Origin of the sequence: Permianibacter aggregans, assembly GCF_009756665.1 — a bacterium.
Lineage (GTDB): Bacteria > Pseudomonadota > Gammaproteobacteria > Enterobacterales > Permianibacteraceae > Permianibacter > Permianibacter aggregans.
This window is the reverse complement of sequence record NZ_CP037953.1, coordinates 522,057-545,175: the sequence shown is the minus strand read 5'-3', so window position 1 is coordinate 545,175 and position 23,119 is coordinate 522,057. Positions and strand designations below refer to the sequence as shown.

General features: G+C 55.0%; 26 protein-coding genes and 1 tRNA gene. 14 read left to right on the top strand and 13 right to left on the bottom strand.

What is annotated here, in order from left to right; translation table 11 throughout:
* Nucleotides 1-26 precede the first annotated feature (26 nt).
* On the bottom strand, nt 27-3,014 hold the full coding sequence (gene rne / locus E2H98_RS02570; protein ID WP_133587502.1) for a ribonuclease E: 2,988 nt from the start codon (nt 3,012-3,014) through the stop codon (nt 27-29).
* Between rne and E2H98_RS02565 the strand changes: the two genes are divergently transcribed.
* The 3 genes from E2H98_RS02565 to E2H98_RS02555 all read left to right on the top strand — a co-directional run bounded on the left by E2H98_RS02565 (nt 3,013) and on the right by E2H98_RS02555 (nt 5,174).
* A complete protein-coding gene (locus E2H98_RS02565) occupies nt 3,013-3,300 on the top strand; it encodes a hypothetical protein (protein WP_133587500.1) in 288 nt (95 codons plus the stop codon). The two genes, rne and E2H98_RS02565, sit on opposite strands and share 2 nt — an antisense overlap.
* A gap of 223 nt (nt 3,301-3,523) precedes the next feature.
* Complete coding sequence (gene rluC, locus E2H98_RS02560; RefSeq protein ID WP_133588090.1) at nt 3,524-4,456, top strand: 23S rRNA pseudouridine(955/2504/2580) synthase RluC; 933 nt, start codon at nt 3,524-3,526, stop codon at nt 4,454-4,456.
* Between the two features lie 43 nt (nt 4,457-4,499).
* Nucleotides 4,500-5,174: an HAD-IA family hydrolase gene (locus tag E2H98_RS02555; RefSeq protein ID WP_133587498.1), complete on the top strand. Its 675-nt coding sequence runs from the start codon at nt 4,500-4,502 to the stop codon at nt 5,172-5,174.
* A 195-nt stretch (nt 5,175-5,369) separates the two neighbouring features.
* Here E2H98_RS02555 and E2H98_RS02550 read toward each other — a convergent pair whose 3' ends face one another.
* The 3 genes from E2H98_RS02550 to E2H98_RS02540 are packed head-to-tail and all read right to left on the bottom strand — an operon-like array spanning nt 5,370 to nt 7,657.
* The gene (locus E2H98_RS02550) at nt 5,370-5,801 is read right to left on the bottom strand and encodes a GNAT family N-acetyltransferase (protein ID WP_133587496.1); all 432 of its coding nucleotides are present in this window, start codon (nt 5,799-5,801) and stop codon (nt 5,370-5,372) included.
* The gene (locus E2H98_RS02545; RefSeq protein WP_133587494.1) at nt 5,801-6,043 is read right to left on the bottom strand and encodes a hypothetical protein; all 243 of its coding nucleotides are present in this window, start codon (nt 6,041-6,043) and stop codon (nt 5,801-5,803) included. The genes E2H98_RS02550 and E2H98_RS02545 overlap by 1 nt, the downstream gene beginning before the upstream one ends.
* Nucleotides 6,044-6,100: 57 nt before the next feature.
* Nucleotides 6,101-7,657 carry a phosphoenolpyruvate carboxykinase gene (locus tag E2H98_RS02540; RefSeq protein WP_133587492.1) on the bottom strand — a complete coding sequence of 519 codons (1,557 nt, stop codon included), beginning with the start codon at nt 7,655-7,657 and terminating at the stop codon, nt 6,101-6,103.
* 326 nt (nt 7,658-7,983) lie between these two features.
* Between E2H98_RS02540 and E2H98_RS02535 the strand changes: the two genes are divergently transcribed.
* Nucleotides 7,984-8,394: a hypothetical protein gene (locus tag E2H98_RS02535; protein ID WP_133587490.1), complete on the top strand. Its 411-nt coding sequence runs from the start codon at nt 7,984-7,986 to the stop codon at nt 8,392-8,394.
* A 69-nt stretch (nt 8,395-8,463) separates the two neighbouring features.
* On the opposite strand, the gene E2H98_RS02530 is transcribed toward E2H98_RS02535, so the two are convergent.
* Nucleotides 8,464-9,891, bottom strand: coding sequence for an aldehyde dehydrogenase family protein (locus E2H98_RS02530; RefSeq protein ID WP_133587489.1), 1,428 nt, complete (start codon nt 9,889-9,891; stop codon nt 8,464-8,466).
* 139 nt (nt 9,892-10,030) lie between these two features.
* Between E2H98_RS02530 and E2H98_RS02525 the strand changes: the two genes are divergently transcribed.
* Genes E2H98_RS02525 through E2H98_RS02510 form a run of 4 tightly spaced genes read left to right on the top strand, consistent with a single transcriptional unit; the run spans nt 10,031 to nt 13,370 of the window.
* Complete coding sequence (locus tag E2H98_RS02525; protein WP_133587487.1) at nt 10,031-10,540, top strand: O-acetyl-ADP-ribose deacetylase; 510 nt, start codon at nt 10,031-10,033, stop codon at nt 10,538-10,540.
* On the top strand, nt 10,541-11,434 hold the full coding sequence (locus tag E2H98_RS02520) for a TIGR01777 family oxidoreductase (protein WP_133587485.1): 894 nt from the start codon (nt 10,541-10,543) through the stop codon (nt 11,432-11,434).
* Complete coding sequence (locus E2H98_RS02515; RefSeq protein WP_342354332.1) at nt 11,431-12,144, top strand: pseudouridine synthase; 714 nt, start codon at nt 11,431-11,433, stop codon at nt 12,142-12,144. Before E2H98_RS02520 ends, E2H98_RS02515 begins: the two co-directional genes overlap by 4 nt.
* 11 nt (nt 12,145-12,155) lie before the next feature.
* Nucleotides 12,156-13,370 (top strand): cysteine desulfurase-like protein, encoded by a 1,215-nt coding sequence (locus E2H98_RS02510; protein WP_133587481.1) that lies wholly within the window; start codon nt 12,156-12,158, stop codon nt 13,368-13,370.
* On the opposite strand, the gene E2H98_RS02505 is transcribed toward E2H98_RS02510, so the two are convergent.
* The 3 genes from E2H98_RS02505 to E2H98_RS02495 all read right to left on the bottom strand — a co-directional run bounded on the left by E2H98_RS02505 (nt 13,343) and on the right by E2H98_RS02495 (nt 15,337).
* The gene (locus E2H98_RS02505) at nt 13,343-13,516 is read right to left on the bottom strand and encodes a hypothetical protein (protein ID WP_162848140.1); all 174 of its coding nucleotides are present in this window, start codon (nt 13,514-13,516) and stop codon (nt 13,343-13,345) included. The genes E2H98_RS02510 and E2H98_RS02505 overlap by 28 nt on opposite strands.
* Nucleotides 13,517-13,602: 86 nt before the next feature.
* Nucleotides 13,603-14,481 (bottom strand): DMT family transporter, encoded by an 879-nt coding sequence (locus E2H98_RS02500; RefSeq protein ID WP_162848141.1) that lies wholly within the window; start codon nt 14,479-14,481, stop codon nt 13,603-13,605.
* 1 nt (nt 14,482) lies between these two features.
* Nucleotides 14,483-15,337, bottom strand: coding sequence for a sulfurtransferase (locus tag E2H98_RS02495; protein ID WP_133587475.1), 855 nt, complete (start codon nt 15,335-15,337; stop codon nt 14,483-14,485).
* Between the two features lie 94 nt (nt 15,338-15,431).
* Between E2H98_RS02495 and E2H98_RS02490 the strand changes: the two genes are divergently transcribed.
* Nucleotides 15,432-16,232, top strand: a complete 801-nt coding sequence (locus tag E2H98_RS02490; protein WP_133587473.1) for a DUF3025 domain-containing protein — start codon at nt 15,432-15,434, stop codon at nt 16,230-16,232.
* On the opposite strand, the gene E2H98_RS02485 is transcribed toward E2H98_RS02490, so the two are convergent.
* From E2H98_RS02485 to ispB, 3 genes are all read right to left on the bottom strand, one after another.
* A complete protein-coding gene (locus E2H98_RS02485) occupies nt 16,205-16,627 on the bottom strand; it encodes a DUF3293 domain-containing protein (RefSeq protein WP_133587471.1) in 423 nt (140 codons plus the stop codon). The genes E2H98_RS02490 and E2H98_RS02485 overlap by 28 nt on opposite strands.
* Before the next feature lie 113 nt (nt 16,628-16,740).
* Nucleotides 16,741-16,817: transfer RNA gene (locus E2H98_RS02480), tRNA-Pro, on the bottom strand.
* A gap of 20 nt (nt 16,818-16,837) precedes the next feature.
* Entirely contained in the window at nt 16,838-17,806 is a 969-nt protein-coding gene (gene ispB, locus E2H98_RS02475) for an octaprenyl diphosphate synthase (protein WP_133587469.1), read from the bottom strand.
* Between the two features lie 239 nt (nt 17,807-18,045).
* Here ispB and rplU point away from each other — a divergent pair, with 239 nt between their 5' ends.
* From rplU to cgtA, 3 genes are all read left to right on the top strand, one after another.
* Nucleotides 18,046-18,357, top strand: a complete 312-nt coding sequence (gene rplU / locus E2H98_RS02470) for a 50S ribosomal protein L21 (RefSeq protein ID WP_133587467.1) — start codon at nt 18,046-18,048, stop codon at nt 18,355-18,357.
* Nucleotides 18,358-18,372: 15 nt separating this feature from the next.
* Entirely contained in the window at nt 18,373-18,627 is a 255-nt protein-coding gene (gene rpmA, locus E2H98_RS02465) for a 50S ribosomal protein L27 (protein WP_133587464.1), read from the top strand.
* Between the two features lie 100 nt (nt 18,628-18,727).
* Complete coding sequence (gene cgtA, locus E2H98_RS02460; protein WP_133587462.1) at nt 18,728-19,885, top strand: Obg family GTPase CgtA; 1,158 nt, start codon at nt 18,728-18,730, stop codon at nt 19,883-19,885.
* 186 nt (nt 19,886-20,071) lie between these two features.
* Here cgtA and rpsT read toward each other — a convergent pair whose 3' ends face one another.
* Together rpsT and E2H98_RS19180 are read right to left on the bottom strand one after the other, a co-directional pair.
* Complete coding sequence (gene rpsT / locus E2H98_RS02455) at nt 20,072-20,335, bottom strand: 30S ribosomal protein S20 (RefSeq protein ID WP_133587460.1); 264 nt, start codon at nt 20,333-20,335, stop codon at nt 20,072-20,074.
* A gap of 4 nt (nt 20,336-20,339) precedes the next feature.
* A complete protein-coding gene (locus E2H98_RS19180) occupies nt 20,340-20,558 on the bottom strand; it encodes a hypothetical protein (RefSeq protein WP_162848139.1) in 219 nt (72 codons plus the stop codon).
* Here E2H98_RS19180 and murJ point away from each other — a divergent pair.
* The gene (gene murJ, locus E2H98_RS02450; protein ID WP_232475453.1) at nt 20,557-22,062 is read left to right on the top strand and encodes a murein biosynthesis integral membrane protein MurJ; all 1,506 of its coding nucleotides are present in this window, start codon (nt 20,557-20,559) and stop codon (nt 22,060-22,062) included. The genes E2H98_RS19180 and murJ overlap by 2 nt on opposite strands.
* Nucleotides 22,063-22,097: 35 nt before the next feature.
* Nucleotides 22,098-23,015: a bifunctional riboflavin kinase/FAD synthetase gene (ribF, locus tag E2H98_RS02445; protein ID WP_133587459.1), complete on the top strand. Its 918-nt coding sequence runs from the start codon at nt 22,098-22,100 to the stop codon at nt 23,013-23,015.
* Nucleotides 23,016-23,119: the final 104 nt, after the last annotated feature.

Sequence of the window (23,119 nt, the reverse complement as noted above, 5' to 3'; positions counted from 1 at the left end):
GGGTTTTTTATTGGGTGCCAGACAGATTAACCGTTGTTATCCGGCTGCTTTTCTTCCTGCTGCTGAGCGCGCTCAATCGACGACAGCGGCAGTTCCGACTGGCTTGGGCTGGCCGGTTTTGCCGGCGCCGCCGAAACGACACGCGGTTTAGCCATCGGGCTGGAACTGGAGCTCGGCGTGCGGTGCAATACCGTGCTCTGGTTCTTCGCCGGTTCAATCAAGCTGGCCAGCAGTTCGGCAACATTGCGCAGTGCTTCTTCTTCAGAAACCTCGGATTTTTTCAGCGGCTCGATCGCTTTCGGACGCGCGGCAGGAGCCGATGCCGATTTGCGTTCACGCGAGATTTCGGCATTGCTCAAGGCAGCTGTCGGTGCACTCGGCTCAGCAGTCGGCTGGCTGACTGGCGCAGCGGCCGATTCAGCGCTGGTGCTGATTGTCGCTTCGGCAACCGCTGGTTCCGGCGTTTTGACGGGCTCAACCGGAGTTTGTTCGGTCGCAACCGGTTCGGCTTTCAGCGTCGGTGTCGGCTCAACAGGCGCTGGTACTGACTCGGCTTTCGTTGCTTCAACGGTTGCCGCTTCAGTGGCTTCAACCGGTTTCGGCTGGGCTTCCGCAACAGCTTTTACCGGTTCATTGATGGTTTCCACGTCGTTTTCCGCAACCGCTTCAGCACTTTCAACAGACTCTTCGCCTTCATCACCTTCGCGATCACGACGACGGCCACCGAGATGACGGGGCAGGCGACGACGGCGTTCACGGCCACGCTTCTGTTCACGCGCTTCGATGTTGTTGCTGTCGACCAGTTCAACCGTTTCCTCGTTGGACTCGATTTGCGGAGCGGGTGTTGGATGCGTTTCCACTACCGGTGCCGGCGCGGCTACCACTGGAGTTTGTCCAGCGTCGCGTTGGGCAGCGCGTTCAGCGCGCGATTGACGCGGCGGACGTGGTGGCAACTTCTCTTTCGGCTCGGTGTGTGGCGCTTCCTGCTCGCTACGCGCTTCGACACGTTCCTGGCGTTCACCGCGCTCGGCGCGATCACCACGGTCGCGACGACGGCCACGACGGCCTTCTTCACGACCTTTGCGTTGTTTGTCATCACGCGGCTGGCGTTCGGTTTGTTCCGCTTTGTCCGCTGCCTTACGTTCCTGCTGCTGTGGCTTCGCGTCTTGACGCGGTTCGCGCTCAGCACGATCGCCACGCTCGTTGCGGTCGCGACGACGACGGCGATCATTGCGATCATGGCGACCACGGCGCTCACCACGCTGTTCACTACGGCCTTTGCGATCACGGCCATGCTTCGGTTTGCTTTCGGTTTCTTCGCTGCCGAACAGGAACGACCACAGGCGTTTGAACAGACCTGGTTTTTCCTCGGCTTGTGCGGCTGCCGGTTTCGCTTCCTCACGCGGCTTGGGTGCCGGTGGTGGCGCGGCCATTTGCGGCGTGAATTGCACGGCAGCGGCTTCGGCGGCGCGGGTTTTGTTCGAGGTGACTTCGGCCACTTCGACTTTCGGTTTTTCGGCCAGGCTGTAGCTGGTGCCGGTCATTTCTTCGCTGGCGCGCAAACGGCGCACTTCGAAATTCGGCGTTTCCAGATAAGGCGTTGGTACGACAACAATATGCACTTCCTGACGTTTTTCGATATCGAGAATCGCCTGGCGTTTTTCGTTCAGCAGGTAAGAAGCGGCGTCGACCGGCAGAATCGCGTGGATCTGCGCGGTGGAATCTTTCATCGCTTCTTCTTCAATCAAGCGCAGTACTGATAGCGACATTGATTCGATATTGCGGATGTTGCCGACACCATTACAGCGCGGGCAAACATGCGTATTCGATTCACCGAGCGACGGACGCAGGCGCTGGCGCGACATTTCCATCAGGCCGAATTTCGACAAACGGCCAAGCTGAATGCGGGCGCGGTCGGATTCGACGGCATCGCGCAGTGCATCTTCCAATGCACGTTGGTTTTTCGCCGGCGTCATGTCGATGAAGTCGATGACGATCAAACCGCCCAAGTCACGCAGGCGCAGCTGACGGGCCACTTCTTCGGCCGCTTCGATATTGGTTTGCAGCGCGGTTTCTTCGATATCGCCGCCTTTGGTGGCGCGCGAAGAGTTAACGTCGACGCAGACCATCGCTTCGGTACGGTCGATGACGATCGAACCGCCAGAAGGCAGGCGCACTTCGCGTTGGAACGCGCTCTCGATTTGGCTTTCGACCTGGTAGCGGTTGAACAGTGGAATATCGTCTTTGTAGAGTTTCACGCGGTTCAGGAAGTCCGGACGCACCAGCTCGATATGCTGACGCACGCGAGCATAGGCATTCGGCTCATCGACGATGATTTCGCCGATATCGGCTTTCAGGTAATCACGAACGGCGCGAATCAGCACGTCCGATTCGGCGTAAATCAGGAATGGGGCAGGGCGCGAAGCCGCGGCTTGCTCAATGGCTTTCCACTGGGTTTGCAGGACGCCCAGATCCCAGGACAGCTCTTCCGGGCTGCGGCCAACACCGGCGGTACGGATGATGATGCCCATGCCTTCCGGCACGTCGACGTTTTGCAGCGCATCGCGCAGCTCGGAGCGGTCATCGCCTTCGATGCGACGGGAAATGCCACCGGCACGCGGGTTGTTCGGCATCAACACGACAAAGCAACCGGCCAGGCTGATGTAGGTGGTCAGCGCCGCGCCTTTCTGGCCGCGCTCTTCCTTTTCAATCTGGACGATGACTTCCTGACCTTCCCTGACCAGCTCCTTGATCGAGCCGCGGGTCTTGTTCGGGTCGGAGTAATAAGCGGGGGAGATTTCCTTCAGCGGCAGAAAGCCATGACGCTCGGCACCGTAATCAACGAAAGCGGCTTCGAGGGAAGGTTCAACGCGGGAGATTTTGCCTTTGTAGATATTGGCTTTTTTCTGTTCGCGGCCTGGCGCTTCGATATCGAGATCGTATAGCCGTTGGCCATCGACCAGAGCCACGCGCAGTTCTTCTGGTTGCGTGGCGTTGATCAGCATTCTTTTCATGATGACACTCGTAAAAGGTCACGAGCCAGATCATCATGCCGTACGGATCGCCGGGCAGGGCGCCGCAGTATGGGCACTACAAACATTGCCAAGCTGCTGGCAACAGGTGCGCAAACCGCGCCAAATCAGGTTTTATCGCGGTGTACCCGAAGCCCGGTGGGGCGATTTCGCCAATCTGCAGCCGGGCTGGTACACCGGTTGTGTCGTCACTAGAACGCCACAACCCAAAAAAACTCGCTGCCACTTTCGGGCAATCTACGGCATGATCGTTGGCGTCATGACGTAAAATAGTCACTCACCGCAATCACGCGGTAAACATAACCAGGGGCGGGATGATCAACGAGAGGCTTCAGGAGGTTCGGTCGGCAATGGCCCCGAACACAACGGCTTGTCTCGGATACCTCCGAACCATGGGTGTGCAAAGAATAGCAGGGTTTCGCTAAGTGCAGCAATTTAAAAAAGAAATTCCCCCAAAACCGAGCAAACACGCCGATTCGGGCGAGGCGCCGCTGAAGGTGCGTTTTGTCACCATCGACTCCGAGCGTGAAGGTCAGCGTATCGACAATTTCCTGCTTTCTGAGCTGAAAGGCGTACCCAAAAGCCGGATTTACAAGCTGTTGCGTACCGGCGAAGTGCGGGTCAACAAAGGTCGGATAAAACCTGAGTACAAATTAAATGAGGGCGACGAGGTGCGCATTCCTCCGGTGCGGGTCAGCGAGTCGGCACCGGGGCCTTCGGCAGGGTTACGCAAAGTTCAGGCGCTCGATGACGCCATTTTGCTGGAAACGGATGGTTATTTGGTGATCAACAAGCCCGCTGGCATGGCCGTTCATGGCGGCTCGGGTTTGTCTTACGGCGTGATTGAAGCCTTGCGGGCGCTGCGCCCGCAAGCACCTTTTCTGGAACTGGTGCACAGGCTTGACCGCGATACCTCCGGCTGTCTGCTGGTGGCGAAAAAGCGTTCGGCCTTGCGCCGCTTTCACGAAGCGCTGCGCGAAAAAGACATGGACAAGACTTATCAGGCGTTGGTGCAGGGCAAATGGCCGCACCGCAAGCAATTGATCAACGCACCTCTGCAACGCAATGAGCTGCAGTCCGGAGAGCGGGTCGTACGCGTGCGCGAAGACGGCAAGGAATCGCAAACCCGATTCAAGGTGCTGGAAAATTTTGTCGGCTGTACGCTGGTCGAGGCGATGCCGTTGACCGGTCGCACTCACCAAATCCGGGTTCATGCCACCCATGCTGGCCATCCTTTGCTCGGTGACGAAAAATACGGCAACGACGAGGAAAAGGCCCTGTCCGCCAAGCTCGGTTTGAAACGCTTGTTTCTGCATGCGGCGGCGCTGAGTTTTGTCGATCCTGCTACCGGCAAACTGGTAACGGTACAGGCGCCGTTACCGGAAGAATTGACTTCGGTGCTGGTTCAAGCGCGTGGCCAATGAGACAATGCGCCGCCTTAAACGCCGCTAAACATGTTGTTTTCTGATGTCATCGAAACCTTTTGATCTGATTATCTTCGACTGGGACGGTACGCTGATCGATTCGGTGCGCCGCATCGTTTCATCGATGCAGGCCGCCGCCCGTCATGCCGAGTTGCCTGTGCCGTCCGATGCCGATGTGCGCGGCATTATCGGCCTATCGCTACCGGCGGTTTACGAGCGCTTGTTCAAGGGCGCCAGTCAGCAAAGTCTGGATGCATTAAAAGAAGAATATCGTCGCCAGTTTGTCGAAACCGACGCGACGCCGGCGCCGTTGTTTGATGGCGCCAAAGAAGTGCTTGAGCATTTGCGCAATCAGGATGTGCGTCTGGCTGTGGCTACCGGTAAAGCACGCTACGGTTTGGAGCGATCCTGGAATGAAGTCGGCGTTGGTCATTTGTTCGATGCCTCACGTTGTTCCGATGAAGCCGAAGGCAAACCGCACCCGCAAATGGTGCTGGACTTACTCGCGCATACCAAAACGCCAGCGCACCGAGCCTTGGTTATTGGCGATACCGCCTGGGATATGGAAATGGCCAAACGCGCTGATGTCGCGCGTCTTGGTGTGACCTACGGTGCCCACGCCTGGGAAGAGTTGCTGCCGCATGAGCCGCTTGATGCGTTGCATAAAATCAGCGATTTGCAGACTTGGCTGGCGGCTCATCTAAGCCGAAATGGCTAGAAGCCATCTCAAAAATGCCTGGGACTCGGCGATCTGTGCGAATGCGGTGCTCGGAATCCTCATTTACTACTTGTAAACTGCGGTTCCTCCGCTCCTCTTCGCACACCTCGCCTTCGCCCAGACTATTTTTGAGATGGCTTCTAATGGCATTTGCCTGTAGCGTTTGACCGCTGCGTTCAAAATGATTCAGACAAATCAAGCTAGCGTCTTGCTCATTTTGATGTGGGTAATGGTTTGTTCAATGAAGGTATGGCCGACGGTTTGATAGCCAAGTTTTCGATAAAAGTCGATCGCCGTTTCCCGTGCATGCAATTCGATTTGCTGGTAACCAAGTTTTTGCAGTTGTTGTTCCGCGAACAACATCAATTGCCGACCGATGCCTTTTCCTTGATGATCCGGTTCGACGGCCATTTGTCGTAATTTTGTTATATCGGCGTTTACCGGCGTGGCAATTACGCAGGCCAACATTTGTTCGTTTTCAACTACGGCAAAATGCTGGCTTTGATGATCGTGCTGGCGATCGGATTCGCTGAGCTCCAAACCAAGCGGTTGTCGCAAAATCCGATCGCGTAGTCTCAACTCTTGTTGATACCAGTCGGACTCGGTGTCGTATTGCAGAGCGTGCATTACAAATCGAAATCGTTTGGAAACGACACCAGCGCATCGTGATCAATGGTATCGATCGCTCCCGGGCCAAGAATGCGGGTGTGCCAAGCGTAGTTCAGTTTGGCGTAAACGGCCGGCAGTTTTTCCTGCAAGGTTTCCTCGGCGCTATCCGGGTCGGCTTCCAGTTCTTCAACCAGGTTTTCCATTTCCGACAAGGCATCGTTCATCGTTGCCATTAACCAATCAGTATCAATTTGACTCATGAGTTTCACCTTGAAAAAAATCAGGCCGCTTACGCGGCCTGACTGGAATGATGATGTTTACAGTTTTGGACCGGCATTGACGACGTCATCGCTGACCTTGAATTTTTTGAAGTTCTCGATGAACAGCGCCGCAAGTTTCTTCGCTTCTTCGTCGTAAGCCGCTTTGTCGGCCCAGGTATCTTTCGGATTCAGATACTTGCTGTCGACACCGCTCAATGAGGTCGGAACATCCAGGTTGATCACCGGCAGGTGTACTGTTTTGGCATTGGCCAGTTCACCGCTTTGGATCGCAGCAACAACGGCGCGAGTCACCGGAATCGGGAAGCGGTTGCCGCCTTTGCCTGCCGGTCCACCGGTCCAGCCGGTATTGACCAGATAGACTTTGGCGCCGCTCTCATCCATGCGCTTCATCAACAGCTCGGCATATTCGCCGGCTGGGCGCGGGAAGAACGGCGCGCCGAAGCAGGTCGAGAAGGTCGGCTCAATCGATGAAGTCGAGCCCATTTCGGTCGAACCGACTTTCGCGGTGTAACCGGACAGGAAGTGGTAGGCCGCTTGTTCGCGGTTCAATACCGATACCGGAGGCAGCACGCCGGTCATATCGCAGGTCAGGAAAACTAAAGCATCCGGCTCGCGGCCACGGTTTTCCGGCACACGCAGTTTGACGTGCTCAAGCGGGTAGGCGGCGCGACTGTTCTGGGTCAAACGGCTGTCGTTGTAATCCGGCGTGCCGGTTTCATCGAGAATGACGTTTTCCAGAATGGTGCCGTGACGAATGGCGTCCCAAATGACCGGCTCATGCTCTTTGCTCAAGTTAATGCACTTGGCATAGCAGCCGCCTTCAATGTTGAACACGGTGCCTGGACCCCAGCCATGCTCGTCGTCGCCAATCAGGAAACGGGCCGGATCGGTCGACAGTGTGGTTTTACCTGTACCGGACAGACCGAAAAACAGCGTCACCTGGCCATCTTTGCTGGCGTTGGCGCCGCAGTGCATCGGCAGTACGCCTTCAGCCGGCAACAGGAAGTTCTGTACCGAGAACATGGCTTTTTTCATTTCACCGGCATAGCGCATGCCGGCCAGCAACACTTTGCGCTGGGCAAAGTTGATGATCACGCAGCCATCGGAATTGGTGCCATCGACAGCCGGGTCGCAGACGTAGCGTGAGCAGTTCAGCACCTGCCAAACCGGCTTGCCGCTCGGGTTGTAGTTTTCCGGGTTGATAAACAGGTTGCGGCCAAAAATATGCTGCCAGGCGGTTTCAGTGCGCAAGGAGACCGGCAGGTAATATTTCGGGTCGGCGCCTACATGAACGTGGCTTTCAAAACGGTTTTCCAGCTTGCTGTAATAGGCCTCGACCTTTTCCCAGAGCGCATTGAACTTATCTTCCGGAAATGGCTTGTTGACTTTACCCCACTCAATATGGGTCTCAGTGCTGGGCTCTTTGACGATGAAGCGGTCGGTTGGGGAGCGGCCAGTACGTTTGCCGGTTTCGACAACCAGGGCGCCGTTACTGGCGATACGGCCTTCGCCGAGCGAAAGGGATTTCTGGACCAGGGCGTCAATCGTCAGATTGCTGTGCGTCGTCCCATGAGCAGGGGCGGTTACCGTCATGATGGTTCCTCTGTGGGGGGCTTGAACCAAAAAATGGGGCCGAATTATCACCGATCCGTCGTCATTATTTCCAGTTTGAATTTTCGCCGCTGCCGGATCGTAGGAACTTTGGATTGCAGGCTAGCGTCCTAGTTGTTGTAGAAGCCACCTCAAAAATAGTCTGGGCGATGGCGAGGTGCGCGAATAGGAGCGCAGGAACCGGAGTTTACAGGTAGTAAATGAGGATTCTGAGCACCGCATTCGCGCAGATCGTCGAGCCTCAGGCATTTTCGAGATGGCTTCTAGTTGCTGTATCGAATCAACCAGTGAGTTCACGGGAGGAATCCATGAAATCCATCAAACAGATACTGTTATTTGCATTTATGGCGTTGTTCGGTACCGCCTATGCCGCCGACCCGTTCGCTGACAGTGACGAGCCGCATGGTATCGTCGATCTAGACATCGCCAAGCCGGCTAAGCAGTTGTTTGAAGGCTATTTTCTCGAAGTCGATGGCGAAAACGTCATAGCGAGCCGCAAACAGTTGTTGCTGAAACCCGGTAAGCACCAAATCAAGATCGGCGCGGTCATCAATGAATATGCACCGGGCTTGACCCATTCGCCACGCAGTGTTGAACCAGACAACGTTGTCGAAATAGATGTCAAGGAAGGCATGCGTTACAGCGTCGCCGCGAAAGTGGATGGTAAATACCGGGGCAACTGGGAAGCCGTGGTGTCGATGACCAATCCGATTAAATAAGCGAACGAGCAAACCGCAAGAAAATAGGCCTCAATTGAGGCCTATTTTCTTAGTGACGTCAGGTGAAGGTCACGGTGTACGAATGACCAATAAACGAATTTCTGTCATGTCTTCAATCGCGAAGCGAATGCCTTCGCGACCCAAGCCCGAATCTTTTACTCCACCATAGGGCATATGATCGACGCGCCAGCTTGGGATATCGCCAATGACGACGCCACCGACCTCCAAGGTATTCCAGGCTTTTTGGACCTTGTAGATATCGCGGGTGAATACGCCAGCCTGTAAACCAAACTCCGAGTCATTGACTTCCTTCAACGCCGCATCAAAATCCTTGAACTTGCTCAAGATAGCCACCGGACCGAATGCCTCGTCGCAGGAAATCGGCTGATTGTGCGGGACATCTTCCAACAAGGTTGCTTGCAGCATGGTGCCATCGCGCTTGCCACCGCAGAGCAGCTTGGCGCCGGCCTGCACGGCTTTGTTGATCCAATCTTCGACACGTTTGGCTTCTTTTTCGGAAATCATCGGGCCGATGAACGTGTCGTCCTTTTTTGGATCGCCGGCTTTCAGGTTTTTGGTCGCGCTGATGAACTTTTCCTTGAAGTGATCATAGATTTTTTCGTGAATCAGCAAACGCTGAACACTGATGCAGCTCTGCCCGGATTGATAAAAGGCGCCGATAATGACGCGTTTGACGGCATCTTCGATATCGGCATCTTCATCAACGATGCAGGCGGCGTTGCCACCCAGTTCCAGCACCACTTTCTTTTTGCCAGCCTTGGCTTTCAGCTCCCAACCGACTTGTGGCGAGCCAGTGAACGACAACAATTTCAGCCGTTCATCGGTCGTGAACAGATCGGCGCCGTCGCGTGAGCAGGGCAGAATCGAGAAGGCGCCTTCCGGCAAATCCGTTTCCGCCAATACTTCACCGATAATCAACGCGCCAATTGGCGTCATTGATGCGGGTTTCAGCACGAACGGACAACCCGCTGCAATCGCCGGTGCCACTTTATGCGCGGCCAGATTCAATGGAAAATTGAATGGCGAAATAAATGAGCAGGGACCAATCGGCACCCGTTTCCACATGCCGCTATAGGCTTGCGCGCGTGGAGAAATATCGAGCGGCATCACTTCGCCGTAAATGCGCACAGATTCTTCGGCGGCAATACGGAACGTGTCGATCAGGCGGGTGACTTCACCGCGCGCATCATTAATCGGTTTGCCGTTTTCAATGGTCAGTGACTGCGCTAGCTCGTCCTGCCGCTCACGAAAGCGCTTTACACAATGATCAAGCACTTCTTGTCGCTTCCAGGCAGGCAGCGCGGCCATCGCGTGTTTGGCCTTGTCCGCTGCAGCGATAGCTTGATCGATGGCCTTGGCATCAGCAAGCGCGACGCGAGTGGCAACTTCACCGGTAAATTTGTCGGTGACTTCAAGATCTTCGTTGGCGTAAACCGGCTTGGACGCGAGATAATAGGGATAGGCTTTTTTCAACATGGCGGCATAGTCCTTTTCGGCTTTGCTATGTTTGAAGGATGGCTCTCATTGGAGAGTGAAATAATTGAAATTAAACCACTTACATCAACTCAGGCTAGCAAATGCCCTGTCTGGTGTAAATCTGAGCAAGGAGCCATCGATGACGACATTGCAGGCGATTAAAGCGGATATCACAACCTTGCCGGTTGATGCCATTGTCAACGCCGCCAACAACAGTTTGCTCGGTGGTGGCGGTGTCGACGGCGCGATACACCGCGCTGCTGGGCCGGAACTTCTGGCAGAATGTCGCACGCTGAACGGTTGCCTTACGGGTGAGGCCAAAATTACCCGAGGTTATCAGCTGCCCTGCCAATATGTGATTCACACCGTAGGCCCGGTCTGGCAAGGCGGTGACGCCGATGAAGTTGCATTATTGGCTAGTTGCTACCGCGAATCCTTATTACTCGCCGAGCGTCATCAGATTAAGACGCTGGCCTTTCCGGCGATTTCCTGTGGTGCTTATGGATTTCCGATCGAACAAGCCGTCGATATCGCGGTACGCACGGTTCACGAATGTATCAAGCAACGGAATGGATTCTCCTTGATTACGTTTTGCTGTTTTGACGAAACGATGCAACAGCACTATCAACAACGACTTGAAGGTCTATAAATGCATACGGTTATTACTGGCGGTACAGGATTTCTTGGTCAGGCCTTGGCTCGCTCATTGCTCGATGATGGCCACGAGGTCAGTGTCTATACTCGAGCGGTAGACAAGTGCCGGCGCTTGTTTGGCAATCGGGTTAGCCCATTTTCTTCCTGGCATGAAGCACCGGAACAAGCCGATGCCGTGGTCAATCTGTCTGGCGAGCCATTGGTGGGCACACGCTGGAATGAAGAGAAAAAAGATCGGATTCGCTCCAGTCGTTTGAGTGTTACGCATGGTGTATTGGCCTGGATCGATCGCATGCAGCTGCGCCCTGAAGTCATGATTTCAGGCTCGGCGGTTGGGTACTACGGCTACAGCGAAACGGCGACGTTTACCGAGTCAGATAAACCTGCCGACGATTTTTCCGCCCGGCTTTGCCGCGACTGGGAACTGGCAGCGGAAGCCGTCAAAAAGCACGATGTCAGGCTTTGCACCGTGCGCACCGGTATCGTGCTGCATCCGGAGGGCGGCGCACTGAAGCAAATGTTGCCAGCCTACAAACTTGGACTCGGCGGACCGATCAGCAGTGGCCGTCAGTGGTTGTCGTGGATTCATCGCGAGGATTGGGTCAACGCCGTGAAATATTTGCTGGTAAGCAAAAGTTTGCATGGTGCGTTCAATCTGACCAGCCCGAATCCTGTGAAGAATGAGGAATTCAGCTCGATGCTGGCCTGTGTTTTGCACCGTCCCAATATGTTCCGCGTGCCAGCCTTTTCGCTGAAGCTACTGTTCGGTGATGGCGCCGATTTATTAATCAACGGCCAGAAAGTCATGCCGGCAAAGTTGCAGCAAGCTGGATTTGAATTCAGCTATCCGACACTCGAACAAGCACTGCGAGCCAATCTTGAATCATGACAATAATGCGAGTGGACCAATTATTGTCTCGTTACGGTTATTGCAGCCGGCGTGAGGCGCGCATCTGGTGCAATAACGATCGAGTGACTCTGAACGGCGAGGCGCAGAAATTTTCCGACAAGGTTGATGTGCACGACGTGCGCGTGGATGGCGAAGCCATTGAGCATCCCGATGGTCTGTTTGTCCTGCTGCACAAACCGGTCGGCTACGTCTGCAGTCATGACAACGGCGAAGGTGAACGGATTTATGATTTGCTGCCGCCGCAATGGCTGCAGCGCGAGCCGAGACTCAATAGCGTCGGTCGACTCGACAAGGACACCAGCGGTTTGCTGATCTTGACCGATCAATCGGAGCTGGTGCATCGGCTGACTTCACCGAAACACCATGTCAACAAGCGCTATATTGCAACCGTCGACCACGCCTTGCAGCGCGAAATCATCGACGCTTTTGCCTCCGGCATCGTGCTGCGCAGTGAGCCGAAACCTTGTTTGCCCGCATCCTTGCAGATACTTGATGAAACCACCGCTGCGGTAGAAATCGCCGAAGGCAAATATCATCAGGTACGTCGGATGTTTGCCGCTTGCGGATATCAGGTGCAGACACTGCACCGAACTCAAGTAGGCCCTTGGTATTTGGGCGATTTGACGGAAGGGGAATTCCTCGTGCTGCCGGTACCGGCAGCCGAAGTCTGGCAACAACGCACCGCATAAAAGAGCAAACCATGTTTGATGTAGCACAGGCGAGAAAACGGTTTCCGGCGCTGAATAGTGGCGCCATTTTCATGGATAACGCTGGCGGCTCGTTGATCTTGCAAAGCGTTGCCGATGAGATTCGTGACTACTTGCTCACTGACAATGTGCAGCACGGCGCCAGTTACCGGCATTCGCAACAGGGGGCCAAACGCCTTGCCGACAGCACCGAGAAATTTCGTCGGATGTTTAATGCCCGTTTTGCCGATGAAATGATTTTCGGGCCATCAGCAACGCAGTTGTTGAAAAACTTGAGTATCGCGCTGGCGCCGATGATTCAGCCCGGCGATGAATTGATTGTCAGCAACACGGAGCACGAAGCCAATGTTGGGCCTTGGGCGGCACTGGCGGAACAATGTGGCGCCACACTGCGCTTTTGGAAAGTGCACCGTGAAACGTTCCGCTTGGAAATCGACGATCTGTTTGATCTGATTACCCCGAAAACCCGGCTAATTGCATTCTGTCAGGTCAGCAATATTCTCGGTGCCATCAATCCGGTACGGGCGGTAACGCAGCTGGCGCGCGAGCGAAATATTCTGACCGTTGTCGATGGTGTCGCCTATGCACCGCATGGCGCCGTTGACGTTCAGGCGCTCGATTGCGATGCCTACGTTGTCAGCTTGTACAAGGTGTTCGGGCCGCATATCGGCTTGATGTATGGCCGCCGTGAACTGATGCAAACGCTGCGCAATGTCAATCACGCTCATATCCCCACGGAACACGCACCGTATCGCTTTCAGCCAGGCGGCATCTGTTATGAGCTGGCCGTTGGTGCCGGTCGGCTTGTCGATTATCTGAGTGGTGATGCCGAAACATCATGGTCGGCCATTAGTCAGCGCTTGCAGGCGTTCGCTGCCCATGAAAACAAGCTGACCAACATGTTGCTGGATTACCTGAAACAGCAAACAAGAGTGCGAATTGTCGGGCCAGGCGATACCCGAAATCGAGTCGGCACCGTCAGCTTTACCGTCAAGGGTATGACACCAGAACAGGTCTGTTTGGTCACCGATCAGCATGATATCGGTATCCGACATGGGCATTTTCACAGCGTGCAGTTGCTGCGCGAACTGGGCGTGTTTGATCAAGGTGGAGTAGTGCGGGTGTCGCTGGCGCATTACAACAGTTCAGAGGAAATACAGCGCTTGCTGAATGCGCTCGATCAGGCGCTTACCAATGCCCAGAAATGATCAAGGCGACCATCGGTCGCCTTGTATTCGCGCACAGTCTTGTGCAGTTGTCGTTTTTGCTGCGCCCGTTTCGCGCTGTTGCTGGCCTGATGCGGCCCGCCTTTACGCATGATCGGAGCGCAGGCGTGACCATTTCGTGGTTTCATCGCATTTCTCCGATTACCGTTGATAAACCGGCAGGAACCATTGGCTCCTAACCGGCGCGCATTGTGCGGATAACGCTGAGCAAAAATCAACCGCTTTTATGCCTCAAGCGCTGAATCCATAGCGATACATAGCCGGTGGAGATCAAACCGGCAATGACAATGCAAATGGCGCCGGCAATCGACATTGGATGCACGGTTTCCTGCCAGAACAAAAAGCCAAGCAAAAACGCAAACACGACTTGAGTGTAACTCCAGAAACCGATACGGCCTGATGGTGCCAGCATGAATGCCTTGGTCATCAACAGCTGGCCAGCGGCAGCGGTCAGGCCCAGCGCCAGTAACAGCGGCCAGTCGCTACGGGCAATCGGATGCCAGTCGAGTACGGCCGGTACGGCGGTAATTACCGAGCTGATCAGCGAAAAATACAGCACGATCGAATTGGAGGTTTCGGTGCTGGCCATTTTCCGTATCGTCACGCGCGAGCCGGCACCGAGCATGGCGCCAAGCAAGGCCAGCAGAACGACCGGGGAAAAATCCGATGGTGTCGGGCGCACGACCAGTGCGACACCGAGCAAGCCGAACAGACCGGCGAACAGATAACTTTTCTTGAATTCTTCTTTCAGCCAGAAGTAGGCGATCACCGGGATCCAGATCGGCGAGGTCTGAATCAATAGCGTCGTTTCACCGAGCGGCAACACACCGAGACAGAAAAAATACAGGTACATCGAGCTGATGCCGGTAGTCGAGCGCAGCAAATGAAAGCCGATACGATTGATGCGAAAGTGCAAGCGGCCTCGCCATTTCAGGTACGGCAGCAGCACCAGCAGAGCAACGAAATTACGCAGAAACACTACTTGCGCATTGGAATAATCTTCCGACAAGTGTTTAACGAGCGCTGCCAGTAGTGAAAAGATCAGCTCTGATAGAACCAGCAGTGTGGCGCCACGAATGATTGCCGGATTCATCTCAGGGCTGCGGTCCTTGTTTGATCGGGCGGCTCTGATCAGTAATCCATTCGCTCCAGGAGCCGGCGTAAAGTTTCGGTTCGGGTAAGCCGGCGTGTACAGCAGCAAGAACCACATGGCAGGCGGTAACGCCGGAGCCGCAGTAACTGGCGTTTTCCTTATCGGGCGCAAACACGCGTAACAGTTTTTCTTTTAACGCCGACGGCGGTAAAAAGCGCTGCGATTCATCAAGCAGCTCGGTGAACGGCAGGTTGTTGGCGCCGGGGATATGGCCGGCAACCGGATCAATCGGTTCTTCAAGACCTTGATAGCGATTGCTGCCGCGGGCATCAATCAATTGCAAACGGGAGTCATTGAAGTTGGCAGCAATCTGTTCGGCATCAACGGTTTTATCGGCTTGCCAGTTGGCGATGAAGTGCGAGCGCTGTTGTGTGCTTGTCAGCTCGCTGCTGGTGGCAAAACCGGCTTCTTTCCAGGCCGGCAATCCGCCATCCAACACCGCGACGTTGTCATGACCAAGCCAGCGAAGCAGCCACCAAAGCCGGGCGGCATAAGCGCCACCGGCGTCGTCATAGGCGACAACCATCGATGTGTTGCTAACGCCCCAGCGGTTCAGTGTATCGACGAATGTGTTGATAGCCGGCAATGGATGGCGACCAGTTTTGCCAGAAATGACCGCTGAAGATAAATCGCGATCGAGATGGGCGAACAGTGCACCGGGAATATGACCGCTCAAGTATTGTTGATGGCCCCATTCTGGCTCGGTCAGCCGATGCCGGCAGTCGAGCAGGCGCAGATCGGGGTGAGATAAGTGCGTATGCAGCTCGTCAGGCGCAATCAACGTGCGGAAATTCATCAGCTCAGTCCGGCGTCTGGCGTGTAAGATCCTATTTTCGTTCAAATACGCGCTGGCGCGAACCGCTAGTGGAAAAAATATTTTGGGTATCTCGATGCAGAATGCGCAGAGTTCTGACTGGCGGGCGCAGTTTTGGCGTCAACATCCGGCGTTCGAGGTTGTCGCCGATTGTGTCGAAGCGCTGGCCTGGTCTGACTGGCCGGATGCTGAGCCGTATTATCGGCAGCTCTCGGCTGCCCATCTGCCGATTCGTTTTGCTGAAGTTAGCGATGTCTCCTACGAACAGCACATTGCTGCCACCGGCGCGGTACCTACCCGGTATGCCAACTGGCATGATTATTTCAACGCGCTGATCTGGAATGTGTTTCCGAATAGCAAGCAAGCGCTGAATGATTTGCATCTGCTGGCCAAATCCGGTGGCAGTCAGCGCGGTAGCCGGCGCGATGCGGCGACGCTTTTTGATGAAAGCGGTGTGGTGTTTGCCTGCAGTTATCCGGCGCTTTCGGACGCGTTGATGCAGATGGATTGGCCGACGTTGTTTCAGACGCAGCGGCAACAATGGCATCGTCAGGTGAAGGCGCTGATGTTCGGTCACGGTGCACTGGATAAACTGCGCTCGCCGTATATCGGTCTGACCGCGCATGCACTGGTGGTACCGGTCGATGCATGGTTGTTGCAACAGCCGATGCCAATTTTGCGCGCCGAAATCGATCGGCAATTATCAAAAATTATCAGCGAAATGGCCGCAGACTGGACGCCGGCCGATTTGTATCCACTGCCGTTGCTTGGCATTCCCGGATGGTGGCCGGAAAACGACAATCCTGAATTTTATGCCAACGAACAGTATTTTCGCCGACAACGCCGGCGTCAGGAAAAATCCACCAGGCAAAGCTGAACGGCTTTTTGCGGTTCGAAAAACAGAAAGCCGTTTTGTTCAAACTGGCGGGCGAGCGTCTCAGCGTTAACGTAATCAATGCCGAGCACCAATCGCGTCTGTTCATCCGGCCAGTCACCGTGTGGTGCCCGATTGAAACCTTGAAAGCTGATAAATTGTCGCTGTTGCAATTCGGTGTCCAATTGCTGGCGACGTTGTTGATTTTGCTCGTCAGTCAGCAGCTGTGAGCATGGGTTGTCAGCCGTGATCAATGCGGCGGAGTTGCACCGATAGGTGCGCAGCAAGGAATCGAGAGCAGGGTAGGGTTCATCAACGCGCAAGCACAGCTGTTCGGCGCCGAGATTGATGAAGTAATCGGTGTGTCGGTAGGCCTCCAGCAGGCTGGGCTCGAGCATGGCCGGTCCAATTTATATCAGTCGAATGCTGATCATAATGCGAGAAAATAAAAAGGCCGCATAAAGCGACCTTGATAAACGGCTGACCGGGTAATTCAGCACAAAAAGTGAATTGGTCGGAGTGAAAGGATTCGAACCTTCGGCCCCCACGTCCCGAACGTGGTGCTCTACCAAGCTGAGCTACACTCCGACGATCACAAGCTTTATCGGTTAGCTGCGACGTGAAATCGCGTATTCCGCTACCGCAATCAGCGCCTCGCGGTATGGCGAGGGAGGCATATTTTGGAGAAGCGATTTGGCTTTTGCAACGGCTTTTTCAGCTTTCTGTTCGGTATATTCGATGGCTCCTGTTTCACTCAAGGTTTGACGAATTTCATCAAACTGATCGGTACCACCGTTTTCAATCGCTTGGCGAATCAGCGCCACCTGTTCCGGTTTGCCGTGACGCATCGCGTGGATGAGCGGCAGCGTTGGTTTGCCTTCGGCCAAATCGTCGCCGACGTTTTTGCCGAGCTCGCCGCTATCGCCGCTGTAATCGAGCGCATCGTCAATCAACTGGAAGGCAATACCCAGCTCCATGCCGTAGCCCGCCATTGCCGCTTCTACCTCCGGCGACTGTTTGGCCAGTACCGCAGATAGCTGCAACGCGGCTTCAAATAGCTTCGCGGTTTTGCAGGTGATGACGTCGAAATAACGCTGTTCAGTGGTGTCCGGGTCGTTGCAGTTCATCAACTGCATGACTTCGCCCTCGGCGATGACATTGGTTGCCGTCGACAGAATGTCCATGACCCGCATTTCGCCGACCTCGACCATCATCTGGAAGGCGCGGGAATAGAGATAATCACCGACCAGCACGCTGGCTTCGTTGCCGAACACAGCATTGGCGGTTTGCCGGCCACGGCGCATGTCGGAAGCATCGACAACATCATCGTGCAGCAAGGTCGCGGTGTGAATGAATTCAATGACGGCAGCCAGGGTGTGGTGGTGTTTGCCTTGATAGCCGAGGCCGCGTGCCGCCAACAACAACAACAACGGCCGCAGGCGCTTACCACCGCTATTGATGATGTAATAGCCTAACTGGTTTACCAGTACGACTTCAGATTGGAGTTTTTCGAGGATCAGGGCGTCCGTGGCCGCAATGTCATCCTTTACTAAAGCGCGTACTGCATCTATATCCATGCGGTCAGGCTCGTGTAAACCAGATGGGCAGGTAAAAAGGTGGCGCCATGCTAGGGGGCAAACGCCCGTGCCGCAAGCCCGCGCGGTCAAATCAGGGCAAAATTGTTCGGCGCAGCATATGGCTTGCGGCGAGCTGGCCAATACAGTAGAATTCGCGCCCCTTTTGGGCTATTAAAGCGCTTTGTCATGCTGACTGGCCGCCTGAAAGTCGCTTGAGATACAAAAAGATTGGAGCGTTTATGTACGCAGTTATCGTAAGCGGTGGCAAGCAACACCGCGTAGTAGAAGGCGAAGTATTGCGCCTGGAACTGATCGAAGCCGAAGCCGGTGGCAAGGTTGAATTCGATCAAGTGCTGATGGTAGAGAACAATGGCGACCTGAAAATTGGCCAGCCGTATGTTGCCGGTGCCAAGGTCGAAGCCGAAGTCGTCAAGCACGGCCGTGCTGACAAAGTGCATATCCTGAAGTTCCGCCGTCGTAAGCACCACATGAAGCGTCAGGGCCACCGTCAGTGGTTTACTGAAGTCAAGATTACCGGTATCAAGGCCTAAGCGAGGAGTTGAAACATGGCACATAAGAAAGGTGTAGGTAGTTCCCGCAACGGTCGTGACTCCGAAAGTAAACGTCTGGGCGTCAAAGTGTATGGCGGCCAAGACGTCGTAGCCGGCAACATCATTGTTCGCCAGCGCGGCACCCAGTTCCACGCCGGCACCAATGTCGGTATGGGTCGTGACCATACGCTGTTTGCGTTGACCGATGGCAAAGTTTCCTTCGAACTGAAGGGCAAGCCGGTCCGCAAGTACGTGACGGTTTCGAACTAATCACGAGTGTGACTGACCAAGCCCCGCGATGCGGGGCTTTGTTTTTTTGAAGCTTGCACAAACCGCTACACTTGAGCGGAAATCACCTGGAAATACCACCATGAAGTTCGTCGATGAAGTGACCATTACCGTAAAAGCCGGCGACGGCGGCAATGGCTGCGCCTCGTTCCGCAAAGAAAAGTACATCCGCTGGGGTGGTCCGGACGGAGGTGACGGTGGTGATGGTGGTTCGGTATTCCTTGAAGCGACCAACTCGGTCAATACGCTCGTCGATTACCGTTATGTCCGTCGTTATGACGCCGAGCGTGGCGAAAATGGCGGCTCACGCGACTGCACCGGCCGTAAAGGCGAAGACATTACCTTGCGCGTGCCGGTTGGCACCCGCGCTTTTGACGACACCACCGGCGAAATCATCGGCGACCTGACCAAACACGGCCAACGCCTGATGGTTGCTCGCGGTGGTTGGCATGGCCTCGGCAACACCCGTTTCAAATCCTCGATCAACCGGGCACCACGGCAAACGACTAAAGGCAAGCTTGGCGATTTGCGTGATCTGCGGCTGGAGCTGCAAGTGTTGGCCGATGTCGGTTTGCTCGGTATGCCAAACGCCGGTAAATCAACATTCATTCGCGCCGTATCGGCAGCGAAACCGAAAGTGGCCGATTATCCGTTCACGACGCTGGTGCCGAATCTCGGCGTCGTGCGCATGAAAGATCAGTCCAGCTTCGTCGTTGCCGACATTCCCGGTGTTATCGAAGGCGCCTCGGAAGGCGCTGGTCTGGGCCATAAATTCCTGCGCCATTTGTCGCGCTGCCGGGTGTTGCTGCATTTGGTCGATATCGCGCCAATCGATGAAACCGATCCGGTTTACAACGCCAAGGCGATTGTCGAGGAACTGGAAAAATACAGCCCGGCCCTGGCAGAAAAGCCACGCTGGTTGGTATTGAACAAGATTGATGTGCTGGACGAGGAAGAGGCCGAAGTCCGCTGCCAGCAAATCATTGATGATTTGGCCTGGACAGGCCCGGTTTACCGCATTTCCGGCTTGAACAAGCTTGGCACCGAAGCGCTGTGCTGGGACATCATGAATTACCTGGAAAGCCTGCCGAAAGAAGAAGACAGCAAAGCGGTGCCGACCCAGGAGATTCCCTGGGACTATCAAGCTCGCCCGGAACCAACGCCGGATGAAATCGAAGAGTGGGACGATGAGTGGGGCTTGGATGAGGACGCCGAGTCGCCAGAAGAGGATGAGCGGTAAGCGAAAAATCCCTGAACGGGTCAATTCCATTCAGTTCAGAAATATGGTCATTCCGGTCGACGCAGGAGTGACAAAAAATACTTCTATTGATTCAACTAAGCCCCCAAACAGGGGCTTTTTGTTTTCTTGGCATTTTGCCGGCAACAAAAAACCCGGCAGCGCCGGGTTTTTTCATCAAGCTTAGGCTTAGGCCATGGCTTTGATGTGGGCCGACAGACGGCTCTTGTGGCGAGCGGCCTTGTTGGCGTGAATCAGGTTTTTGCCAGCAGCCGTGTCGATAATCGGCTGGGCAGCAGTGAACGCGGCCTGGGCAGCAGCTTTGTCACCGCTTTCGATCGCCTTCAGTACTTTCTTGATGTATGTGCGCAGCATCGAGCGCTGGGCGGCATTACGTTGGCGGGCGACTTCGGATTGGCGCGCACGCTTTTTGGCAGACTTGATGTTGGCCAAGGTCCTACTCCTGAAATAAAAAGAATTCGGGTTCCAACTTTGGAAGGGCGCGAAATATGCCGAAATTCTCGCCAGAAGTCAAATTTTTCCGCTGCCGGCGAGCATTTCCATAGCCGGGTGCCAAGGCAACCGTTAACATGCGCGGCCTTGTCGCCAAAATATCGCCAAAAATAACGCCAATGGCCAAACATCTGCTCAAATCCGGGGTGATCGTCAGCGCCATGACGCTGATCTCCCGCGTGCTGGGTCTCGTACGCGAAGTCGTATTGGCCAACCTGCTCGGCGCCGGCATGGGTGCTGATTTGTTCTTTGTCGCACAGAAAATCCCGAATTTTCTAAGACGCCTGTTCGCTGAAGGCGCCTTTGCTCAGGCGTTTGTGCCAGTTTTTGTCGAATATCAGCTGAAGCGCTCGCAAGAAGAAGTGCTGCAACTGCTCAATAAGGTTGCCGGCACATTGGGCCTGATTGTGCTTGGTTTGACGGTGCTGGTGCTTATTGCCGCGCCATGGGTGACAACCGTTTATGCGCCAGGCTTTCGCGATGACCCGGTCAAGTTTGAGCTGGCCGTCTACATGCTGCGCATCACCTTCCCTTACCTGCTATTCATTTCGCTGACGGCGCTGGCCGGCTCGGTGTTGAACACCCGCAATCGCTTTGCCGTGCCGGCCATTACCCCGGTATTCCTGAACGTCTGCCTGATTATCGCCGGCGTCTGGGTAGCGCCGGAACTGGACCGGCAGGCGGTGGCAATGGCCTGGGCGGTGCTGATTGCCGGTGTCGTGCAACTGGCATTCAATCTGCCGTTCCTCTGGCGTGAAGGGCTTTTGCCACGGCCCGTCTGGGGTTGGAAAGATGAGGGCGTGCAGCGCATTCTGAAGCTGATGCTGCCGGCAATGTTTGGCGTTTCCATTACCCAAATCAGCCTGATGCTCGATGTTATCTTCCTGAGTTTTCTGGAGGAGGGCAGCGTTTCCTGGCTTTATTACGCCGATCGTTTGCTGGAGTTTCCGCTTGGCTTGTTCGGTATTGCCATTGCGACGGTGATTCTGCCAAGCCTGTCGCGCCAGCACAGCAGCGAGGACGCCGCCAGCTTCCAAAGCACGATCGATTGGGCGCTGAGATTCCTGACCTTGATCGGCCTGCCGGCGATGATCGGGTTGGGTATGCTGGCTGATGGTCTGGCGCTGACGCTTTTTCAGCATGGCGCGACCACGGTACAGGATGCTGCCAACATCGCTGATGCGCTGATTTTCTACAGCCTAGGCCTGATGTCATTCATGTCGATCAAAGTGCTGGCGACCGGCTTCTTCGGCCGCCAAGATACGAAAACGCCTGTCAAATTCGCGCTGATTGCGGTGGCCTTTAATATGGTCGCCAACGCCATTCTGATTTGGCCATTGCAGTATCTCGGCCTGGCGCTGGCGACGACGCTATCCAGCACGCTGAATGCGACGCTGCTGTTCCGCATGCTGTACAAACGCGGTATTTACCGACCGCAAGCCGGTTGGGGGAGTTGGCTATTGAAAGTCGGTACAGCGTGCTCCGCGATGGCGGTGGTCATTTACCTTGTTCACCCCGGCAATGAGGCTTGGGCTATCGCTGACCATTGGCAGCGTATCCTTTTTACGGGGCAAACCGTTGCGGCCGGCGGGGCCAGTTATTTCGCGATGCTATGGCTGATGGGCATGCGAATCAGCCAGCTTCGCGGTTATACTCCCAGCCCCTGAATGGCCGTGCAGACTGTGGTAGAGGGCAATCGTCAATGAAAGTGGTTCGTGGTCAACGCGGTGCGCACAGCCTGCAATCCGCCTCGGTTGCCACGATCGGCAATTTTGATGGTGTGCATCTTGGCCACCGGCAATTGTTGCAACAAGTTCGCGCCGAAGCCGACCGTATGCAAGCCAAGGCGGTTGCCATTCTGTTTGAACCGCATCCCGCCGAATTTTTTCTTGATGAGCCGCCAGCGCGTTTGATGACGTTGCGGGAAAAATTGCTGCCGTTGGAGCTGCTCGGAGTCGATATCGTACGGGTGCTGCGGTTCAATCAGGATTTGGCGGCGATGAGTGCCAACGAATTCATTGACAGGATTCTGGTTAACGAGCTGAACGTGCAACATTTGGTGGTCGGCGACGATTTCCGTTTCGGCCACCGCCGTGCGGGCGATTTCGAACTGCTATGCGCCGATGGCCGCTTCAGTTGCGAAGCCAGTGATACGGTAACCGTCAACGGCATTCGGGTCAGCAGTACCGCGGTGCGTCTGGCGCTGGCCAATGGCCAGTTTGAATTGGCGGCGCAATTGCTCGGCCGGCCTTATCGTTTGAGCGGCAAGGTGGCGCACGGTGATAAGCGTGGTCGCCTGCTCGGATTTCCAACGGCAAATCTGCGTTTGAAACGCAAGACATTGCCATTAAGTGGTGTCTATGCGGTCAAGGTGATGGGTGAGGGCATGCCGGAAACGCTGGGCGTTGCCAATATTGGTTTTCGCCCAACCGTGGATGGCAAAGAACCGCGCTGCGAAGTGCATTTGTTCAATTTCGCCGACGATATTTACGGACGCGTGATTGACATTGAACCGGTGCAATTTATTCGTGCCGAACAAAAGTTTTCCGGACTGGATGCATTGAAAGCGCAAATCAGCGTCGACAGCGCCCGGGCCAAACAGATTTTCAATTTGACTTGATTTTTTTTACTAGAAGTCATCTAAAAAATAGTCTGGGCGAAGGCGAGGTGCGCGAATAGGAGCGGAGGAACCGCAGTTTACTAGTAGTAAATGAGGATGGTTCA